The sequence below is a fragment of the Stenotrophomonas sp. 1L-E-5-B-C3 genome, from assembly GCF_057292075.1.
The window spans coordinates 96,313-113,090 of sequence record NZ_JBXAWS010000002.1 but is presented as its reverse complement, the minus strand read 5'-3'; the positions used below and the strand labels follow the sequence as shown (position 1 = coordinate 113,090).

The 16,778-nt window shown below is 65.4% G+C and carries 28 protein-coding genes and 1 tRNA gene; 3 read left to right on the top strand and 26 right to left on the bottom strand.

Annotation, left to right across the window (positions count from 1 at the left end):
• Window position 1: 1 nt before the first annotated feature.
• The 17 genes from AC0Z6F_RS03320 to AC0Z6F_RS03240 all read right to left on the bottom strand — a co-directional run bounded on the left by AC0Z6F_RS03320 (window position 2) and on the right by AC0Z6F_RS03240 (window position 8,859).
• Window positions 2-280, bottom strand: coding sequence for a hypothetical protein (locus AC0Z6F_RS03320; RefSeq protein ID WP_065195891.1), 279 nt, complete (start codon window positions 278-280; stop codon window positions 2-4).
• On the bottom strand, window positions 277-1,830 hold the full coding sequence (locus AC0Z6F_RS03315) for a DNA packaging protein (protein WP_485616737.1): 1,554 nt from the start codon (window positions 1,828-1,830) through the stop codon (window positions 277-279). The genes AC0Z6F_RS03320 and AC0Z6F_RS03315 overlap by 4 nt, the downstream gene beginning before the upstream one ends.
• 3 nt (window positions 1,831-1,833) lie before the next feature.
• Window positions 1,834-2,442, bottom strand: coding sequence for a terminase small subunit (locus AC0Z6F_RS03310; RefSeq protein ID WP_485616739.1), 609 nt, complete (start codon window positions 2,440-2,442; stop codon window positions 1,834-1,836).
• 24 nt (window positions 2,443-2,466) lie between these two features.
• Complete coding sequence (locus tag AC0Z6F_RS03305; RefSeq protein WP_313415539.1) at window positions 2,467-2,946, bottom strand: hypothetical protein; 480 nt, start codon at window positions 2,944-2,946, stop codon at window positions 2,467-2,469.
• Between the two features lies 1 nt (window position 2,947).
• Window positions 2,948-4,030, bottom strand: coding sequence for a hypothetical protein (locus AC0Z6F_RS03300; RefSeq protein WP_313415537.1), 1,083 nt, complete (start codon window positions 4,028-4,030; stop codon window positions 2,948-2,950).
• Complete coding sequence (locus AC0Z6F_RS03295; RefSeq protein WP_313415536.1) at window positions 4,030-4,233, bottom strand: hypothetical protein; 204 nt, start codon at window positions 4,231-4,233, stop codon at window positions 4,030-4,032. Before AC0Z6F_RS03295 ends, AC0Z6F_RS03300 begins: the two co-directional genes overlap by 1 nt.
• Window position 4,234: 1 nt before the next feature.
• Window positions 4,235-4,762: a hypothetical protein gene (locus tag AC0Z6F_RS03290; protein WP_313415535.1), complete on the bottom strand. Its 528-nt coding sequence runs from the start codon at window positions 4,760-4,762 to the stop codon at window positions 4,235-4,237.
• 4 nt (window positions 4,763-4,766) lie between these two features.
• Window positions 4,767-5,279, bottom strand: coding sequence for a hypothetical protein (locus tag AC0Z6F_RS03285; protein WP_485616742.1), 513 nt, complete (start codon window positions 5,277-5,279; stop codon window positions 4,767-4,769).
• A gap of 35 nt (window positions 5,280-5,314) precedes the next feature.
• A complete protein-coding gene (locus AC0Z6F_RS03280; protein ID WP_313415533.1) occupies window positions 5,315-5,719 on the bottom strand; it encodes a hypothetical protein in 405 nt (134 codons plus the stop codon).
• A complete protein-coding gene (locus AC0Z6F_RS03275) occupies window positions 5,716-6,000 on the bottom strand; it encodes a hypothetical protein (RefSeq protein ID WP_313415532.1) in 285 nt (94 codons plus the stop codon). Before AC0Z6F_RS03275 ends, AC0Z6F_RS03280 begins: the two co-directional genes overlap by 4 nt.
• A 29-nt stretch (window positions 6,001-6,029) precedes the next feature.
• Window positions 6,030-6,326, bottom strand: coding sequence for a hypothetical protein (locus AC0Z6F_RS03270; protein WP_485616744.1), 297 nt, complete (start codon window positions 6,324-6,326; stop codon window positions 6,030-6,032).
• Between the two features lie 4 nt (window positions 6,327-6,330).
• Window positions 6,331-6,660 (bottom strand): hypothetical protein, encoded by a 330-nt coding sequence (locus AC0Z6F_RS03265; RefSeq protein ID WP_106705156.1) that lies wholly within the window; start codon window positions 6,658-6,660, stop codon window positions 6,331-6,333.
• On the bottom strand, window positions 6,657-7,031 hold the full coding sequence (locus AC0Z6F_RS03260) for a hypothetical protein (protein ID WP_485616746.1): 375 nt from the start codon (window positions 7,029-7,031) through the stop codon (window positions 6,657-6,659). The genes AC0Z6F_RS03265 and AC0Z6F_RS03260 overlap by 4 nt, the downstream gene beginning before the upstream one ends.
• Window positions 7,028-7,570, bottom strand: coding sequence for a lysozyme (locus AC0Z6F_RS03255; RefSeq protein ID WP_430345393.1), 543 nt, complete (start codon window positions 7,568-7,570; stop codon window positions 7,028-7,030). Before AC0Z6F_RS03255 ends, AC0Z6F_RS03260 begins: the two co-directional genes overlap by 4 nt.
• On the bottom strand, window positions 7,563-7,817 hold the full coding sequence (locus AC0Z6F_RS03250; RefSeq protein ID WP_241889259.1) for a hypothetical protein: 255 nt from the start codon (window positions 7,815-7,817) through the stop codon (window positions 7,563-7,565). The genes AC0Z6F_RS03255 and AC0Z6F_RS03250 overlap by 8 nt, the downstream gene beginning before the upstream one ends.
• A 132-nt stretch (window positions 7,818-7,949) precedes the next feature.
• A tRNA-Met gene (locus tag AC0Z6F_RS03245) sits at window positions 7,950-8,026 on the bottom strand.
• A 188-nt stretch (window positions 8,027-8,214) separates the two neighbouring features.
• On the bottom strand, window positions 8,215-8,859 hold the full coding sequence (locus tag AC0Z6F_RS03240) for a hypothetical protein (protein ID WP_313415528.1): 645 nt from the start codon (window positions 8,857-8,859) through the stop codon (window positions 8,215-8,217).
• A gap of 550 nt (window positions 8,860-9,409) precedes the next feature.
• Between AC0Z6F_RS03240 and AC0Z6F_RS03235 the strand changes: the two genes are divergently transcribed.
• The gene (locus AC0Z6F_RS03235) at window positions 9,410-9,907 is read left to right on the top strand and encodes a hypothetical protein (protein WP_485616749.1); all 498 of its coding nucleotides are present in this window, start codon (window positions 9,410-9,412) and stop codon (window positions 9,905-9,907) included.
• 20 nt (window positions 9,908-9,927) lie between these two features.
• Here the strand turns inward: AC0Z6F_RS03235 and AC0Z6F_RS03230 are convergent, their stop codons facing one another.
• Genes AC0Z6F_RS03230 through AC0Z6F_RS03195 form a run of 8 tightly spaced genes read right to left on the bottom strand, consistent with a single transcriptional unit; the run spans window position 9,928 to window position 15,103 of the window.
• The gene (locus tag AC0Z6F_RS03230) at window positions 9,928-10,845 is read right to left on the bottom strand and encodes a hypothetical protein (protein WP_485616751.1); all 918 of its coding nucleotides are present in this window, start codon (window positions 10,843-10,845) and stop codon (window positions 9,928-9,930) included.
• Complete coding sequence (locus AC0Z6F_RS03225) at window positions 10,842-11,669, bottom strand: hypothetical protein (RefSeq protein WP_485616753.1); 828 nt, start codon at window positions 11,667-11,669, stop codon at window positions 10,842-10,844. Before AC0Z6F_RS03225 ends, AC0Z6F_RS03230 begins: the two co-directional genes overlap by 4 nt.
• A complete protein-coding gene (locus AC0Z6F_RS03220) occupies window positions 11,666-12,004 on the bottom strand; it encodes a hypothetical protein (RefSeq protein ID WP_164166112.1) in 339 nt (112 codons plus the stop codon). The genes AC0Z6F_RS03225 and AC0Z6F_RS03220 overlap by 4 nt, the downstream gene beginning before the upstream one ends.
• A complete protein-coding gene (locus AC0Z6F_RS03215) occupies window positions 12,001-12,432 on the bottom strand; it encodes a DUF1064 domain-containing protein (protein ID WP_485616755.1) in 432 nt (143 codons plus the stop codon). Before AC0Z6F_RS03215 ends, AC0Z6F_RS03220 begins: the two co-directional genes overlap by 4 nt.
• Window positions 12,429-12,968, bottom strand: a complete 540-nt coding sequence (locus tag AC0Z6F_RS03210) for a hypothetical protein (RefSeq protein WP_313415522.1) — start codon at window positions 12,966-12,968, stop codon at window positions 12,429-12,431. Before AC0Z6F_RS03210 ends, AC0Z6F_RS03215 begins: the two co-directional genes overlap by 4 nt.
• Entirely contained in the window at window positions 12,965-13,519 is a 555-nt protein-coding gene (locus tag AC0Z6F_RS03205) for a hypothetical protein (protein WP_485616757.1), read from the bottom strand. The genes AC0Z6F_RS03210 and AC0Z6F_RS03205 overlap by 4 nt, the downstream gene beginning before the upstream one ends.
• Window positions 13,512-14,558 carry a helix-turn-helix domain-containing protein gene (locus AC0Z6F_RS03200; RefSeq protein ID WP_485616759.1) on the bottom strand — a complete coding sequence of 349 codons (1,047 nt, stop codon included), beginning with the start codon at window positions 14,556-14,558 and terminating at the stop codon, window positions 13,512-13,514. The genes AC0Z6F_RS03205 and AC0Z6F_RS03200 overlap by 8 nt, the downstream gene beginning before the upstream one ends.
• Before the next feature lie 17 nt (window positions 14,559-14,575).
• A complete protein-coding gene (locus tag AC0Z6F_RS03195; RefSeq protein WP_049419530.1) occupies window positions 14,576-15,103 on the bottom strand; it encodes a hypothetical protein in 528 nt (175 codons plus the stop codon).
• Between the two features lie 82 nt (window positions 15,104-15,185).
• Here AC0Z6F_RS03195 and AC0Z6F_RS03190 point away from each other — a divergent pair, with 82 nt between their 5' ends.
• On the top strand, window positions 15,186-15,509 hold the full coding sequence (locus AC0Z6F_RS03190) for a hypothetical protein (RefSeq protein ID WP_485616760.1): 324 nt from the start codon (window positions 15,186-15,188) through the stop codon (window positions 15,507-15,509).
• A 160-nt stretch (window positions 15,510-15,669) separates the two neighbouring features.
• Entirely contained in the window at window positions 15,670-16,011 is a 342-nt protein-coding gene (locus AC0Z6F_RS03185; RefSeq protein ID WP_313415517.1) for a hypothetical protein, read from the top strand.
• A gap of 419 nt (window positions 16,012-16,430) precedes the next feature.
• Here the strand turns inward: AC0Z6F_RS03185 and AC0Z6F_RS03180 are convergent, their stop codons facing one another.
• Entirely contained in the window at window positions 16,431-16,751 is a 321-nt protein-coding gene (locus AC0Z6F_RS03180) for a hypothetical protein (protein WP_095377412.1), read from the bottom strand.
• Window positions 16,752-16,778: the final 27 nt, after the last annotated feature.

Below are 16,778 nucleotides of genomic sequence, written 5' to 3'. Positions count from 1 at the left end.
GTCAGTTCGCCTTCCTGGCCAGGTCGGAGGTGATCTGCGCGGCGATCGCCGGATGGGTGCCGGCGACGTCCTGGGCAATGCGCTGCAGGACAGTGCGAGCGGTGAGCTCGCTCAGCTCGTGGCTGCCGCGATAGTCCACCATCGTGTCGCCCTCCGGCGACCGCAACATGAAAGCGACGCTTACCAGTTGCCCTTCATCAGCGGCGGCCACCAACATCGACAGCAGGTCGACCAGCTCGACCGTGGTTGGTTGGTTCCGCTCGCGGGGGGAAACGCTCATGCAGTTCTCCAGTTGTCGTTGGCCGTGCCGCGCGACTCGCCGACGCGACGGCCGCTACTGCTGACATAGCCCTGGGCCGCCTGCCGGAACGCGTCGGCAGGATTGCTGGCCCAGTTGTGGAATGGGAGGTCGGAATACGTTTCGGTCTTCTCGTTCCAGACCTTGGTGTAGCGCCGCAGGGCTTCCAGCCCTCCGCGGCCCTCGCCTGCCTTGGGTGGGCCGCACCGGACCCTGTCGAACCGGCAGCGCGGCAGCATGTTGCGCACCATGTCGATGCCCTCGGTGATGTCATTGATCCGAGGCACCACCACGATCGGCTTGACCCCCAGCTTGCCGGCCACCTGCACCCTGTTCTCGTTGGCGGACCAGTCCTCATTGGCACCGTCGTGCGGCCAGTAGTGCTTGCCGTACAGGTAGCCGCGCTCCTTCAGCACCTTGGCGTAGTGCGCCACGCCGAAGCCCGAGTTCTCGTAGAAGTCGACGAAGTCCAGCCAGGGGCCGTTCTCCTGCATGAACCAGATGCTCGTCGCATCGCTGCGCCCGATGTCCCAGAAGGTGTGGACGGGCACCTGCGGGTTGATCGGGAGATCCGTGATCCGCCCGCTGCTGTCGGCGGCGGCCATTTCCTTGCCGTAGTAAGCACCTTCAGTGCTCGCCTGGAAGGCCTCTTCCGGCGTGCTGGGGTGCTCCCGCTTCATCTTGTCGCGCTGCTCGGCCGCCTTCTTGACGTACCAGGCCTTCTGCTCGGGCCGCAGCGTGTAGTTCATCTCCGCCTCGACCTTGGCGAAGTAGGCCTCGTCCTCGGCGGTGAGCGTGACGCCGTCCGGGTCGAGCTCGTTGATCGGGTCCCGGAACCACGGATAGAAGTGGAAGCGGTAGTCCATCGCCGTCAGCTTGGCCGTGCCGGCGCGGATCTGCCTGTCCAGTTCGATCGCCGTCTGGCAGCGCTCGTAGAAGTCGCCGGCGGCGCCATAGGCGGTCGACTCGATCACCACGATGTTGCCGGAGGCGATCGCGTTGAGCGCGCCGGAGGCCACTTCCCCCGCCCGCTCCGGGTACATGGCGCACATCGGGCCGTACTCGGAGATATGCAGGAACGTCAGCGTGCCGCCGCGGTGGGAAACCGAGACCTCGATGCTGGAGCCATTGGCCAGCTCCAGGACGCCGTCGCGCATGTCGCGCCGGACTGCCGGCCGGATCTTCTTCAGCCAGTCCGGCAGGTTGTCGTAGGCGTAGAGCACCTTGCTGCGGAAGAACTTGGCGGCATCGCCGGCGGTATGGGCGACCACACCGGCCTTGGTGTTCTTCTTGAACAGCGCCATGTCCAGGGCCCGGATGCAGGCCCAGGTCGTGATGCCATGCTGGCGTGACTTCAGCGCCAGGTTCAACGTGTGCAGGTTGTCGTCGAGATCGGCCTGCACCTCATTCAGCTTGAACTGCACCCGTCGACCGAACTTGTCTGTGATGTAGTACAGGTTGTTCAGCCGCCACCACCGATCACCCAGCTTCTCGATGATTCGGCTGGCGTCCTGGTCGCTCAGTTCCTCCACGGCTTACTTGCTCCGCGAGGTCGCAGGCCCGGGGCCGGTGTCGGACCCGTCGATGAGATCCATCACGTCGCCCAGGATCCGCGTCTGGCTCTCGATCGGACCACCGTTCTTGCCGGTGTGCTCGACCTTCTTTGCGAACATGCCGAAGTGCGCCCCCAAGGTCTTGACCGCATCGAGGCGGCTGACCAGCTTGATCTTCTTGGTCAGGCCGACGGCGCGCCGTTCGTCGCCCCGCCCCTCCCACTCTTCGAACACCTCCACACCCTGGACCAGGCTGGCCTCTTCCGCCGTGAGCTCGCTCATCGGCTTCAGGTTGCCGTGCTGATCGAACAGGGTGCGGATGTCACCCAGTGCCATGAAGGCCAGCCGGGCAAGGACCGCTTCTTGATCGACCCGCTGCGACAGCAGCAGCTCTTCCTTCCTGCTGGCCAGGTAGGCCTGCACCTTGGGGTTGGCCAGCAGCCTCGCCGCGGCGGCGCTGGCCGCGGCACCGGTGGCCTTGTAGCCGGCGCGCATGTAGGCCGCGGTGCCATTGAAATCGACCAGGTACTCGTCCGCGAACCGCCGTTGCTGGTCCTGCAGCCCCGTCGCCGGGTCAATCTTTCCGGCCACTGGCTGGCTTCCTCTCAGATTGGATCAAAGTTGAACTGCGGGGCCGTCACCTACTCCGAGCGGGAGCTCCAAGCTGGACGGCCAGTTGAACTGGGACGGTTGGGGCAGCAGAGGTCGAACCTGCTCCCATGTCACGACGCCCGGCGGCGGATCGAGTACCAAAGCAACCAGTTTCTCGTTCACCGCGTCGCGCCAGGCCACCATTGCCCGGGCCTCCAGCCGGTATCGCTCCACGCCGCTGTTGTAGTAGCCGACGCAGCTCTCGATGCTGTCGTACTGGCGCTCCTTGACCACGTCGGTCATCCACCCCCACGCCGCATCGCGGATTGCACGGTGATGAGCCGGCGTGTTGGGCTCATAGGGTGATGGCGCAGGGCTGGGCTTGTTGCCCATCTGAAGCCATGCTCGATAGGCCACGGCCTGCCAGCAGTCGCTGGCAACCGGAATACAGGTGCCGGTCGCGATCTCATCAACGTAGCCGGGAAATTGGCTCAGTCGGTACATGTCACAGCTCTGCATCTAGAAGTATCTGGAAACCGTTGGTGCTCGTTGAGCCCAGGTATCCGACTTGATTCACGGTGCCAGAAACGCTGATGGTCCCGACAAGCGCCAGCCGGGCAACACCAGTGGGGATGATGGTCAGGCCAGTGAGCGTGGATCCCGAACCCGAGCCGGGACCCGTGTAAGTAGGGAAATCGCCGCGTCTGGTCGCAGTTGGCACAGCTCGCATAGGTGACTGGAGCGGAAGAAACCCCAACACGCTGTTGACGCCGTTGATCATGACCAGTGTGAAGCCATTACCGTTGCCGAAGTCGAGCAGTTGGCAGTACCGATCGCAAAGCATCCGCTCGTGCGCGTCGGGCCTATACTCAAAAGCAGTTGCAACATTACTGTCTTCAACCTGCACTTCTGTAACGCTAACAGTCCCGCTTTTTTGGCCGGCGCTGAGGGAGCGCCCTGCGAAATTCGCGCCCGCGTCCAGCCAGAAGCTGAGTTGAAGGTAGTCGTTGTCGACGATCGTTTTCCCTACCACCGACGGCAATGCAATTTGTACTGCGTACTCCTGCCAGTCAGTACCGAGCGTCACGGAGGCGTTCAGACTATCAACTCCGGCGGAGCCGGTGTTGCCGAACGACTGCTGAAATTCAACGCCTACTTTGAAATTGGCGATGCTGGCTTTGGCCTTGAAACTGACCGTTACGGTCTTGCCTGATAGCTGCCTCACGCCCTCGATACGCTGCTGGAACAATGCGAAGTTCCCAGCCCCTGCAACGCTGCTTACAATCGCTTGCAGCATGTACTTCGACTTCTGGAGCATGGGCACAGCCCCACCGCCCGGAGGAATGTCGACTCGCTGAATCCAAATCGTCGACCCAATGGCGTTGACCTGCCATCTGTCAGCCGTGTATCGCTGGCCTGTCGCGGCTGGAAAATTCGTACCGCGCTGCCACACGCGGAAATCGCCGTTGATCAGCGCATTTCGACCGATCAGCCCTTCGATCATCGCGCCGGGGATCGTATCGGCAGCGGCCAGCTCTTCGACGCGAGCGGTGCTCTGGTTGAGGATCAATGGAGTGCGGGCAGCCATCAGGTGATCGCCTGCACGTTGAACACGCCGCCCGCCCGCAGGCCGATCGTCATCGCGTACGTCGAGGTCAGCGCGATGTTGAACACCCCGCCAGCCCGGAGCCCGACCGCGACTTGCAGCGGAACACCGACCAACATGTCACCGGCGGGCAGCTCCCTGGTGCGGTTACTCTCATCGAGGACAAGCGGACGGCGCGCTGCCATGTCAGGCCCGGACCACCGGATTGCCGATCTCGGCGTTGATCTCGCCCACGTCGGTGGCCACGCCCAGGATCTGCAGGATGTGGCCGGCGGCGGTGGTGCCCGATGCCAGCGGCACAACACCACCCGGCGTGGTGTGGCTCAGCACGTAGGTCGCCCCGGGCGACAGACCGGAAAGCGAGCTGTTCGGCCCTTCGAAGTACACGGTCGCGTCGCTGCCGATGGCGCCGACTCCGGCGCGCACGAAACCATGGGCGCGCTTGCCTGCGTTCGCAGCGCTGGCATCGGCCTTGCGCACTTTGGCCGTGCCGGCGTCGTCCCAGATGTTCACGTAGTCGCCGGCGGCCAGCACCTCGCTGGCCGGGTAGATCTTGGTGTCGGCGCCAATGCCAGCCGGCAGCAGCGAGTCGTCGAAGCGGCCATCCGGGCCGAGGGCCGCGATCTTGCCGGCGTCGGCGGCGCCAGCTGACGCGGTGACACCTTCGACCTCGGTGGTGATGTTGTTCTTGAGCTGCAGGGTCTTGTCTGCCATGGGTTCAGATCCGCGCAATGGGTGAGTCGAAGTCGATCATCAGGGTCGTGGCGTTGAGCGCCCGGCCGACGCACAACAACCACCCGGCTGTGCCTGGGGCCTGGGTCAGTGCGCCGTCGGCGCCGCACCACACCCCGCCGTCGCGCCAGGTCCAGCTGGCTTCCTCGATCGTGCCGGCCAGGCGCACGGCGACTTCTCCGGTGTTGGCCGACTGCAGGGCGATGCCGATGCAGGCCTGCGCGTGCTCCAGCACCGCCGTGTCGGGGTGGTAGGCCTTGCCGTTGTCCAGGCGAACCACGCGGTGGCCATGGATTGGCTGGCCAACTGGATACGTCGCTTCTGGCGAGGTGCCGGCCGGACCGGCCGGACCGGCCGGGCCCTGCGCGCCGCGCGCTGCAACCTCGACCGTCCGCGTGTCTGCCTGGATTGCCTCGACCTGTGTCGACCGGGCCGTCGCGACGATCGGCGTGCGGGGATCGCGGATGGCGACGGCACCTCGGCGCTCGACCACGATCACGCGGGCCGCGCCCTCGCTTGCTCGAATTACAGGCATCAGCGTGTCGTCTCGCCCTGGACAGTGACCTTGCCGGCCACCAGCGGGATCACGTACTCCGGATCCGCGCCTGCCGGCTTGAACAGCTCCAGGCTGTAGCAGTGCTTCACCTTGCGTGCGTTCGCCGGGTTCAGCACCTCGGTGTCCACCGCTGGCACGGTGATCGAGACCATCCCGTCCAACGGATCGGCGATGACCAGCGAACCGTCCGCGGTACTGAGCTCCATGACCAGGGTGTCGGCCTCGGTCAGCCCGAACTGGCCCGCCAGCGTCCGCACCTGCATCCGCGCCTGGTAGCCGGTCAGATCGAAAGGGCTCCCATCCGGGTTGGTGTAGGTGAAGTCGTCCTCCCACGTCGCGCCACGCACGACCGTGAGGCTGAAGCTGGCGGGCGTCCGGCTCACAGGTGCAGCTGAGCGTGCAGTTCGTTGATGATGTCCAGGGTGGCCGCCGCTGCGTCCCGCCGCTGGAAGAGGTCTTCGAGCAACGGCGAGGCACCGAGTTGCCGGCCCGTCGACTGTGCCGCGTCCGGTTTGCTCGCCACCAGCACTGGCGCAAGACGCCTCGCCAGCTGCTCTGCAGCGATGTGCAGATCCTGCTGAACCCGCGTCAGGTCATTCACGGCGGCTTCGATCGGGGTCTGCGGCTCCGCCAGTGGGGTTGTGCCGGCCTGCTGGTTCTGCATGTTGCTCTCCTATGGCGCCGGGATGGCGCTCAAAGCTCTATTACGTTCTTGGCGTCGAGCCGGCGCAGGCACTGCTCGCAGGCCTTCCGTCGCACGTCGCAGGTGCGGAGCTTGTCGGCCAGCTGGCCGACCACCTTCCCGCCGATGTTGTCCCAGGCGTCCGCGGCGGCGGGGTCGGCCGTCACGCGCACGCCGGTGTCTTCGCCGACGTCAACGCACGGGCGGAAGCACATCGCGTCGCATTGGGCCGGCACACGCTGCAGGTGCTGCGTGCAGCCGGCCAGCAGCATCAGTGCCGCGATCGGGAGAGTCTGGCGCAGCCTCATGGCGTCAGCGCTGCGGCCAGTGCCAGCGGCCGGGGTGGCTGCCAGATTCTTCGCTGGCCTCGTCGCGGCTGGTGACCCACAGCACGTCATTGCCGTCCAGGAACACCTGGGCGTTGACCTGGCCGTTCGGTTGGACAGCCACAACCAGGGCAGGCAGCACGTCGCCGGCCGCGGCCCTGTTGCCGACGTGCGCCTGTGCACCCACCGGCCAGGTGTTGTCGAGCAGCCGCTCCTGGATGGACGGACCGTCGGTCCGGCGCGCATTGATGCGGAGCGCGTCGGTATCGCTCAGGGTGTAGTGGACGATCCGCCCGATCGATGGGTTCTGGGTCACTTCGCGATCCTGCTGGTGGGCCCGAGGGCCTGGTTGATTGCGTCGACCCGGGCCTGACCCGGGGCGCAGTTAGCTGGCAGCGGCTGCGCTGCAGCTGCTGCTCGGTAGATGGTTCTGGTTCGCTCGCCGCGTGCAGCGATCGCCTCGAGCCGCTGCAGCAGCTCGGCGCTGTCGGTCTGAGCCTGGCGCGCGATCCCCGCCGTCACCTCCAGCGTGTCTTCGAGGGCGGCGGCCCGGGCTGCAGCTGCAGCCTCACGGCGATCGCCGTACTGCCTGACGTTGAGCCAGAGCGACACGCTCAGCAGGCCGGCCAGGATGGCAACCCACTTCCAGGCAGCCCACCAGGCACTGATCGCCGACCTGGTGATCACTGCAGGCGGCCTTGGCAGGTGGCCATTTCCCACTGCCGGCGATCGATGATGCCGCCGCACTTCGAGCTCCACTGCGGCAGCGCGCAGTCACGCTTGGCGCCGCCGATCGTGACGTACCGCCACTTCCACATCTCGGTGCATGCAGCCTGGCGCTCGCCAGCGTTGAGCCGCTTCGCCGCGGTGCTGGCGCAGAAGGCCGGGGTGCCGATGTTGTACGCGAAGTGGCCCCAGGCCTTGATCTCATGGAACTCGAACTCGCCGCGAACGCACTGCCCCATGTGGCCGAGCATGGTGCGCACGTAGGCCGTCTCCAGCCTGGTGCACTCGTCATCGGTGTAGCGCTTGCCCTTCACCACCGCCGGGCCCGTGATGCCGGCGCAGACAGTCAGGATGCCGGCTGAGTCGTAGTACGGCGTATAGCGGCGCCCTTCGTGCGCCGAGTCGTTCGTGCCCAGGGCAGCGACGAGCGCTCCGATCAGCGCCAGCGGCGCGGCGGCAAAGCCGACGCGTTGCTTGGTGCTGAGCTTGGTGTCAGCCACGGCGGCGGATCCACGCCCAGAATCGCTTGGCGTTGCCCATGCGGGCGGTCCACCAGGCAGACCAGTCGCCCCAGTTTTTCACCATGACGGTGAACGTCTGGACCGTGGTGAAGATGATCGTGCCGATCAGGGCCCAGTCACTCAGGGTGTAGCCCGGCGAGTACGTCGCGGCGGTGACGCTCACAACCGCTCCGATCTTCGAACCTGCGACCGCCAGGTCCGTTGTGATCTGCTCTTTGATGCTCACCGCGGTTCCCCCAATGAAAGGAGGCCGGCATGGCCCACCACTACCGCGGTTGCAAGGTCGCGCGGACACCAGCGGCGCGTCTCACGACGGCCTATGTGCTGGCTTGAGTGGTGGCCATGACTACCGGCCGTTTGGTAGCGGGAGGTGGATTCGAACCACCGACCTCGTGGTTATGAGCCACGCGAGCTGCCGGACTGCTCTACCCCGCAAACAAGAAGGCCGCTGATCGACCAGCGGACTCCCACGTCCTGGTCAATCAACGGCCTTTGAATTGAGGCGCCCATAAGAACGCCCACTGTAGGAATTCAAACCTACTTTCGGTTCCCGAGGCAACTGCGGTTCCTCATGAGGAAGAAATCTTCCTCATGAGGAACTACTGAGGTCATCTACATTAACACTATGGCTTTAACGAGGCCGCGTCCCGAAGTGCGCGTTCAACGCGATTGACTGCCCTCGAAAGGACCTCTTCGGCTGGATCTTCACCAGGCAGCTGCTCTTGGATCCATCGTTCTGATTCAGTCAAACGGCGTTTGGCGTCCTCGTATGCATCGCTCGTTGCGTCGCTCGGAAACCTCCGAATAAGGTCCGCCTGGTGCAACATCACGCGCTTGTGACGCGCTGCGTTGCCGGCCTCACTCCGGACCTTGGCGAGTAGCTCCAAGACCTCGTCAATCGAGCTCTTTGCGCCTTCGCCTAGTACCGCCTGTAGCCTGAACCTGATAGCTGCCAATTGTGCGGCTGCGTCGGCGTGCGCTTGGTACCGCACCTCCACCACTCCGTACTCTTTGCGCTGATCGAAATCCTCGTCACTCTCGCCTTCCGACCTTTCGACCTTCCGCATTTCTCCGGCCCATGCCCAGGGCTGACGCATGTGGCGAATGCCGTCGGCGACGCGGTACACAAGGCTGAGGGCCTCTTCAGCCAGCGCCTGGCTGCGCGTTCCCTTCAGCTGCTTCCGCCACGACGAAAGGCCAGCCAGTCCTACCCAGGCCAGGACGAGCGCACCGGCTCCCTGCGCGAGCGCACCGAATCCCTGCGTCACTACCGGCCAATCGATGGCCAATGTCCAACAGCTCATAGCTGGCCCCACGGAATCAGAACGCGCTTCGAAGGTCGGAGTTTGGCAATCTCACTGCGAGCACGTGTCACCGCGACTTCAAACCCTGGCGCATCCAGTTCCCCCGCACACGCTGCAAAGAAGGCTCTATTCACCTGGATCGACTGCCCTTGTACGACTGAAGCCGCCTTTGATTGGCCGTCCGTCGCTAGGTCGTCGCCCACGGCGCTCAGCGCTTTTGGTTCCCAATGTCGTATTACGACACGATTCTCCTGTTGCTCAAACTCAATCTGCTTCAACACCCGTTGCGCGTCTCTGAGCAGCGAGTGATACCGAGACGTCCTGCTTATCACCATGCCGGAGTAGTAGCCGGACAACAGCCCTGTGACCAGGCCAGTCCCGAGGCCGATCAGAATGTTCTCGCACAAAGGATCCATCCAGCGCCCCATTTGAAGGATTGTAGGGAAGCGGCCTGCCCCCCCTAACAAACCTTAACAAATGTGATAATCCCGGCCAATATAGGGAGGGCGTCGCAATGGTTGAGACAGTTTGGGGAATGACGGACCTTCAGCTGCGACTGTTCACCGCAATCGGCCAACTGGTTCTGGCGGGAGCGGTCTTCTACGTCGCCCTCAGGCAATGGCTTACCGCCCGAGAGCAGGCGACGACGGCGAGGAAGAAGCTCAAGGCGGACCTCTTCGACAAGCGGATGGCAGCGCTGAACGATGTGGAAAGCCCAATCATCGAGATCCTGAAGGGCCTGGTGCCCGACTACACCAAGGCAGTAAAGGTAAGAACCGGCGCCCGTCGGTTCCGCTACCTCTTCGCAAATGAGGCCTACTCAGCGGCAGTAGAGCTTGGGGAAATGGCCACTGAGCTAGCCGGTCTACAGAATGAGCTGAGCTTGTCAGACCTCGATCCGCAAAAGCGGCAGGAGATGGCTCGTCGGTACAACATCTTGAGCGGACTTCTCGATCCTAAACTGTCAGTGCTCCACGACTTCTGCACAGCAGAATTGACTCTCTCTGAGTAAGTGTCTCGACCAAGTCGTGGTCACCACATTGCCCGCCGGAACCCGAGCCGGCCGCCATGGAGCGCTTCCTGGAGGACAGCGCTGGCGCACTTGTGGGCCTTGATGTAGTTGCCCTTTCGCATCTTGGCTGACTTGGCCAGGCCTGCGAACGGCTGCCGCCGCTCTGGCCACACCAGCTCGTGCGCCGCGTCGTAGATCACCAGGCGAAGGCGCCAGCGATCGGCGGGCTTGCCGAGGTCCAGCGGCCGCGGTCGCATTGCGCGGACGTCCTTGGCCACCTGGCGGTAGGCAGCGAGGGAGAGCCTTGCGATCGCAGCGGGGCCCATCCGCGTCGCTACAGCCAGCGCGGTGTACTTCTCCAGCGGGTTGCGCATGTAGCCGACCGCGCCGGCGATGTCGCTGCTGCCGAGCGGCGCCAAGGTGCTGCGCCCCTCCACTGGCATGCGGTAGCTCCCGCCAACCAGCAGGCGCGACAGCAGCTCCAGGACATCGCCCTTGCCCTCGTCATCGAATCCATCCGGGGCTGCGCCGCGGCGCCGCTGGCCTGCACTGTCGTCCGCCGCCGGCGGAAGAACCGGTGCACGGCGGCACCAGGCATCCAGTGCCGCCGCCAGAGCACCGGCAGGATCCTGGCCAACGAACACGGCTGAGGATGCACCGCAGCTGCAGCACTGAATCTGTGCGCCGCGCGGGAACAGGCCGGTCGGGGCGGCACCACAGCGGCCGCACTGGACCGGTGCGCTGCTGTCGAAGATGGCTCCGCGCGGCCCACAGTGCCGGCACTGGAGCTGCACGAGCTGCGACTCGCGACCTGGCCAGCACACCCTCGCCTTGCCGTTGCAGTTGGCGCAGGACGGGATCTTCTTCCCCTTGAGGAACGCCAATTCAAGCTCGCGCGCGGCAGCGAGCGCGGTGGTACCGACTGCAACTTCGTTCATGGCGTCTGTTCCAGGGTCTTCTTGGGATCCGCTGCAGCGCGCGCGGCGCGCGCCTGGGCCAGCACCTGGGCATAGGCCTCGGGGTGCTGGTCCTCAAAAGCAGGGAGGGTTCCGCGGGCCCATTTCCCGCCGCCCAGTTGCTTCAGCCATCCGTCGGTCGCACAGAAGCGGCGCGGATCCACGCCATGGGCCCGGACGCCCTTCGCCGTTGTGAAGCCATCGAGCTCGAGATCTGCCAGCACCTTCAGCGCGCCGACCTTCCAGGGCGTCAACTGCAGCGGCGCCGGTACACCTGCGGCCACTTTCGGCACAAATTCAGGCAGCTCACAGCGCTTGGTGGGGTTCCAGTCGAACCATGCCGTGGGCCCCCACTCGCGGAGATCGCCGGATGCGCGGTCCCAAGGGGCGGCCTGGTGCAGGCCATGCCGATGCACCTCGCGCTGGATCTGCTGCCCGGGCTCCATCTTCCACCGGCCGATGCAGCTGTCCGGCACCAGGACCTGCACACCCAGCGCATCGAGCATGCGCGCAATGCCGTAGTTTGCTGCCGTCGTACAGGGAACCAGCACAGCCCTGAAGTCCGGGCCCCGCTGGTCGGCGTTGCTCCAGTGCGCCGGCAGGATCTGGTCGGCCACCTTGGCGTTGAGCTGCAGCTTCGCCTCGATGCCGAGCTGGTGCCCGGTCGCCTTCCACACAGCGAGGATGTCGAAGCCGGCCGTCTCGGGGTAGATCTCCCAGCCGTCAGTCGCGGTCAGGCAGTCGATCAGGCACGTACACAGGGCAGCTTCGGTCGGGTACCTCGCCTTGAGCTCCGCAGGTTTCATTGGCCCTTCCTCTTGAATGCCTTGGCCATGCCGTCGTACTTGACGACGTCGGCGACCAGTTGCGAGTCCTGGGCGGAGCGGGCGGCGCGCTCGGCCTCGCAGGTCGGTACCGGCAGCGCGCGGAGCTCGGCAAGCCGGGCACGTGCCTGGTTGACCTTGTCCTCGGCCCAGAGCGCCTTGGTCGCGAATGGCCGGTCCTTCGCAGGGCGGTCGACCTTGGGCGGTCCGCCCGCCGAGCATCGCCGTTCGATCTCCCGCAACAGGTCCGTGGTGGCCACCGCACTGAGGTCGACGCCGGTACCGCCTACGCGGCCACTGGATCTCCAGCCGCTCATGCCAGCAACACCTTGATCGGGTAGTGGTGCTCCACTTCGCGCTTCTTGATGCGGAATTCCTTCGTCTCCCGGCCCTTCACGTCCACGAAGTCGACATGCCCGTCGCGCAGGAACACCAGGAAGTCCAGGACATACCTGGTGCCGCCGGGCAGATGGATCGGTACCTGGCGCAGCCAGAAGTGCACCTCGCCGGCCTGCTTGCGCAGTTTCAGCTGCTCGTAGTAGCGGGCCTCGCGCTTCGAGTCGAAGCGGATCCCGTCCACCGTGGTGATCACATTGCCGTACTTCGGCCGCTTCTCCATCGGCGCACGCACCTGGTGCTCGGCTGGCCCACGCGCAGGCGCGGCCTTGCCAGCCTTGTGCATCAGCTGCTGCATGCCCTGCGGCATGTCCTCAATCCGGTTGTAGCGGAGTCCGCGGTTGCTCATTGGCCACCGTCCTGCGGTAGACCGAGCAACCGTGCAGCGCGCGCTTCGAACGCCTCCAGCTGGTTTCGAACCCGAAGCTCGAACGCCGCATGTTCCTTTGTCACATCCGCCAGCAGCGCGGCGCACTCGGCCTGCAGGAATGCCAGGCGCTGATCAATGGTGATCTGGCGAAGCTGGGTGCCCTGCCCCGCCATCGGTGACGCGGCATCCATCGCGGCCGTGCTCCTGCCCGGGGCCGACGGCTGCAAGACCCGCGCCCGGCCAGCAGCGATCGACCAGGTCGGCTCGGCACGCCCGTAACGGCGATTTGCCCTGTCGTCCCCTTGGGTGACCAGTTGCTCGCCGAGCATGCCGCGCAGAATCCCGGCCACAGCAGCTGGGGTGATCGCCGCGCATTCCCGAGGGTGGCCCATGGCCAGCGCCAAGGTCGTCATGCCCTCGTGCACTTCGGAGGCCGTCATCGGTTCGCTGGCCTCCTGCAGGGCGTATAGCACCTGCGACCGGTGGTAGCTGCGCAGTTGCTCCTGGTCGATCATCGATCCAGCCCTGCCGCTGCCATCTTGCCCGTCGCCGGGGGATGGTCGTCGTTGCCTGGCTCTGCAGATCCCTTGCCGAAGATCTCCGCGATCTCGCGCTCAGCACGGCGGAGTGCTTCAGGGCTGGCCGGTACCGGCGTGGCCACAGCGGCCTGGCCCAGGACCGCCACCGGCTCGTCCGGCAGCTGCCCGCCGCGCATCACGTATTCGCGCGCCTGGTCGTAGGCCTCCCGCAACAGGCGATCGCTCTTGTCGGCACTCGATGTGCGGTAGCGATGGCCGTCCAGGTACTGCCACACCAGGCGCGTGAAGCCGTCCCGGCGGCCGGTGTCGTTGCGGACAGCGGCGAAGCTCGGCACACCCAGGCAGCGCAGCCGGAACTCCGGCAGGGTCGGTGGCCACGGGTCGGCCGAGGCGATGCTCGAGCCCAGGCCCGCGGCCAGCTGTTCCCCGCTGAGCCCGGCAAGCCCTTTCGCCCAGGTAGCGGCAGCGCCGCCGCTGGGATCCTCGCCGTAGGCGCTGGTCCAGCGGTAGCCGTAGATCTCAGCCATGCGCACCCACAGCGTGCGCGTAGCCCGGGCCGTCAAGGGCGCCTGCTGTGCCGGCGGCGGCGTCTGCCTCTGCAGCGGCGTCACGGAGCTCGTCTGCCTCTGCGCGACGTCGGACTCGTTCGGCAGCAGAGCCTGAATTGTTGGCATGGTCGGTCCCCTCGGGTTTCGGTGTTACGGGCAGTGCCAGGCCTGCAGCCATCGTCTGGCGCAGGGAGCGATTGAGGTCGTGGCCGTCGGCCGTGAGCTGACGGAAGCGCGGCTGCAGTTCCAGCCAGCTGCTGATCGTCATCGGCTTGCCCAGCACACGGCGGTGCCGCACGAACCTGGCCAGGACTTGGGGGTCCAGACCCGACGGCAATCGGGGGATGCCCATCAGCTCGCGCTTGACCTCGTCGTCGCTGAGCTGCGGCACCACCGCATCGTCGTCGCGCGCCTGCGCGTTTGACGGTTCAATGACCTTTACTGACCTTTCATGACCTTTAGGGTCCGTCTCGCGGACCGGTTGAGTACGCGAGACGGACCGGTCAGGTCCGCCAGACGTACCGGTCGAGCTCGCGAGGCGTACCGGTCGTTCTCGCGCACCGGTACTTCCCACGCACCGGTCGGAGCCTTCAGCGCCTTCCAACCCGTCCGTGTCGCGTACCGGTCCGGCATTCGTACCGGTGTGCGTGCCGGACCGGTCAGCATCGTCATCGCTCTCGGACCGGTCCGTCTGGCGAACCGGTTTGGATGCACGCCGCGGCTTCGACGCGAACGCGTTCTTGTCCAGTCGGCCAAGGTTGAGGCTGTACCGGTTGCTGTACTTGGTGCCGCCGGCATCACTGCCGCCGCGACGAATGGTCAACACCTGGTTGTCTTCCAGCCACGCGATCGCGCTGAGCAGTGCTGTCTTGCTCAGGCAGGTCTTCTCGATCAGCGTGGTGAAGCCCGGGAAGGCCATGCCGAAGTCGTCTGCGTGCCACGCGATCGCCATCAGCACCGCCTTAGCGGGCGGCGGCATCTGCAGTGGCCAGCAGAGCTCCGTGATTTTGTTGCTCATTGCGCAGGCCTATCCCGTCACGGGCAGCCCACGCTTTGGACGGCGTTGCCCCTGGTGGGCGCGCTCCAATCGCTCGGGCTGGTGCTGAACTGCGCGCGACCCTGTCCATGGATGGCACCTGGGCGCGGCTCCGGCGCGGGCGTGTTGAGGCGTTCCAGCTGGCCGGCGGCGCGCTCCACGGCGGCTGCACACTGCGCCTGGACGTCGACCAGCTGCTGCAGCAGCTCCTGCCGGCGGTGCTCGGTCGGGATCGGGCGGACCTCATAGCCGAGATCTGCGGCCATGGCCAAGAAGAGCTGGTGGCGGCCGAAGCGGCGCATCAGCGCCCACAGCTCGCCGATTTTGAAGAACTCGGCCTTGTTCGGGTTGAGGCAGCTGTTGAACTTGGCAACAGCGCTGGTCCAGTCCTTCAGCTTCTCCTGATCCCAGAAGCCGTTGTCCAGCAGGAACTGGATCATCGCGTTGCGGGTGTGTGCGTCGACATCGCACGTGGCCTTCAGGGCCGCCAGTGCGTCCTGCAGCCAGGTTTCATCGATCCAGGGCATGGGAGTCCTCGGTAGTAAGGGCGGGTCCGCCGGCTGGCAGAATGGGGGTGCGAACCAACCAACCCACCTACCGGAGAGACCCATGAACACGTTCTTGGAACAGGAGTTGCGCGGCCTGATTGCGGGATGTCAGATCCAGATCAAGGCGCTTCGCAATGACCTGGAAATCGCAAGCGGTACCTCCATCGCGACCAACGTCGCTTTGCACGGGCTTATTGCTGCCCTCCCCGACCTGGATCTGGCCGCGAAAGCCCTCGTATCCGTGCGGCAAGAGTTCGCAGGCACCGCAGCACCAGCATCTTCAGCGGAGGCTGCCGCCGCGTTCGACCAGACGTTTGTCGCGCTTCAACAGACGATCGAGAACCGGAAGAACGTTCTGGCGCGCAAGGCTCAATCTCCCCAGTGAAGCTGAAGCCCGGTCGCCCAACGGCGGCCGGGTGATCTATGCCAACGGGGGAGCTCGGCTTTTCAGATTCGTCAGTCATTCAGCGCTCCTTAGGTGCTGGGTACGCATCTGTGCTGGTCGGCTGGCAGAATCGGCGCTCCCCCAGCAATTGACGTTCCTCATGACCCCATCCGAACTGGAAGCCCGATTCGCCCAATACGACGAACGAATCGCCGCGTTGGAGGCTGAAAAGCAGGCGAACAGCTGGTTCACGCTGGCCGTCATTGGCAGTCATCCCGACACAGAGATGCTGCTTGAGGTAGTTCGCGCCGCCATCCAAACACTGCGCGGCAAAACCTCGCCCGAAGCCCCAGCCGGCGTGGCCGCTGCGACCGTGCTTCGCCTGTTGGAGATCGAGCGTCAGATCCTGAAGGCGCAGCAGAGCCGACAGGAGCTGGCGGAGGCTGGGGAAGCGGAGCGGCTGTTGGAGCAGCAGCGCGCGGGATCGGAGCAGGAACGCTAGAAGCCGGCTGCCGCTGCTCCAGCGCGCGGACCCGGCGCTCCAGCGCTCCGATGCGCTTCAGCACCGCGGTCATGACGGTCGGTGTCGTGGCTGGCAGTGAGCTTGCCAGGCCGCGCTTCTGGGGCCCGCTGTTCATTGCGCCCCCCGGAGAAACAGCGCGCGCAATGCCGAAGCAGCACGCGCGAAGAGTCCGGCCGGCCGGCTTTTTGTCGACGGCTGGGTACGGGCTGCCTCTATCGCCGCCAGTGTCGTCGCAGCCCAGCGGGCCGTGGCTTCCCTCTGGGCAAGGCAAACCGTGAGGTCATCGACCTGCCGCTGCAGGTCCCGGACTTGGTTACGCAGCGCGCGCAGCTCCCTGCGATCCCGGCCGTGGCCTCGATCTTCCCCTTCCCGAGGATTGCTGAGGTGTCGACGGGCCATCAGGCTGTCTCCAGCGGCACGATGCGGCCGGCGTCCACGTCGCCGCTCGGTTCGGCGCGCAGTTCCATAACCGGATCCATAACCGGATCCGCCTGAGCGGCCACTTCAGCCAGGCCGCCCCGCTCCAGGCCTTCGAAGGCGTTCAGCGCCTCGATCAGCTGCTGCAGGCTGGCGATCGTCGGGTTCGTGATCTGCCCGTGCGCCAGCTTTGTCAGCCACGAATAGCCGATGTCCGGGTTCTGCCGGGCGATCTCGGCGTACTTCCCTTCATGCGCACGCAGGCGCACCACGGTTTGATGCAAGAGGGTATCGGCGTCCATGTCCGCAACCTATCATTCTAATGCTAG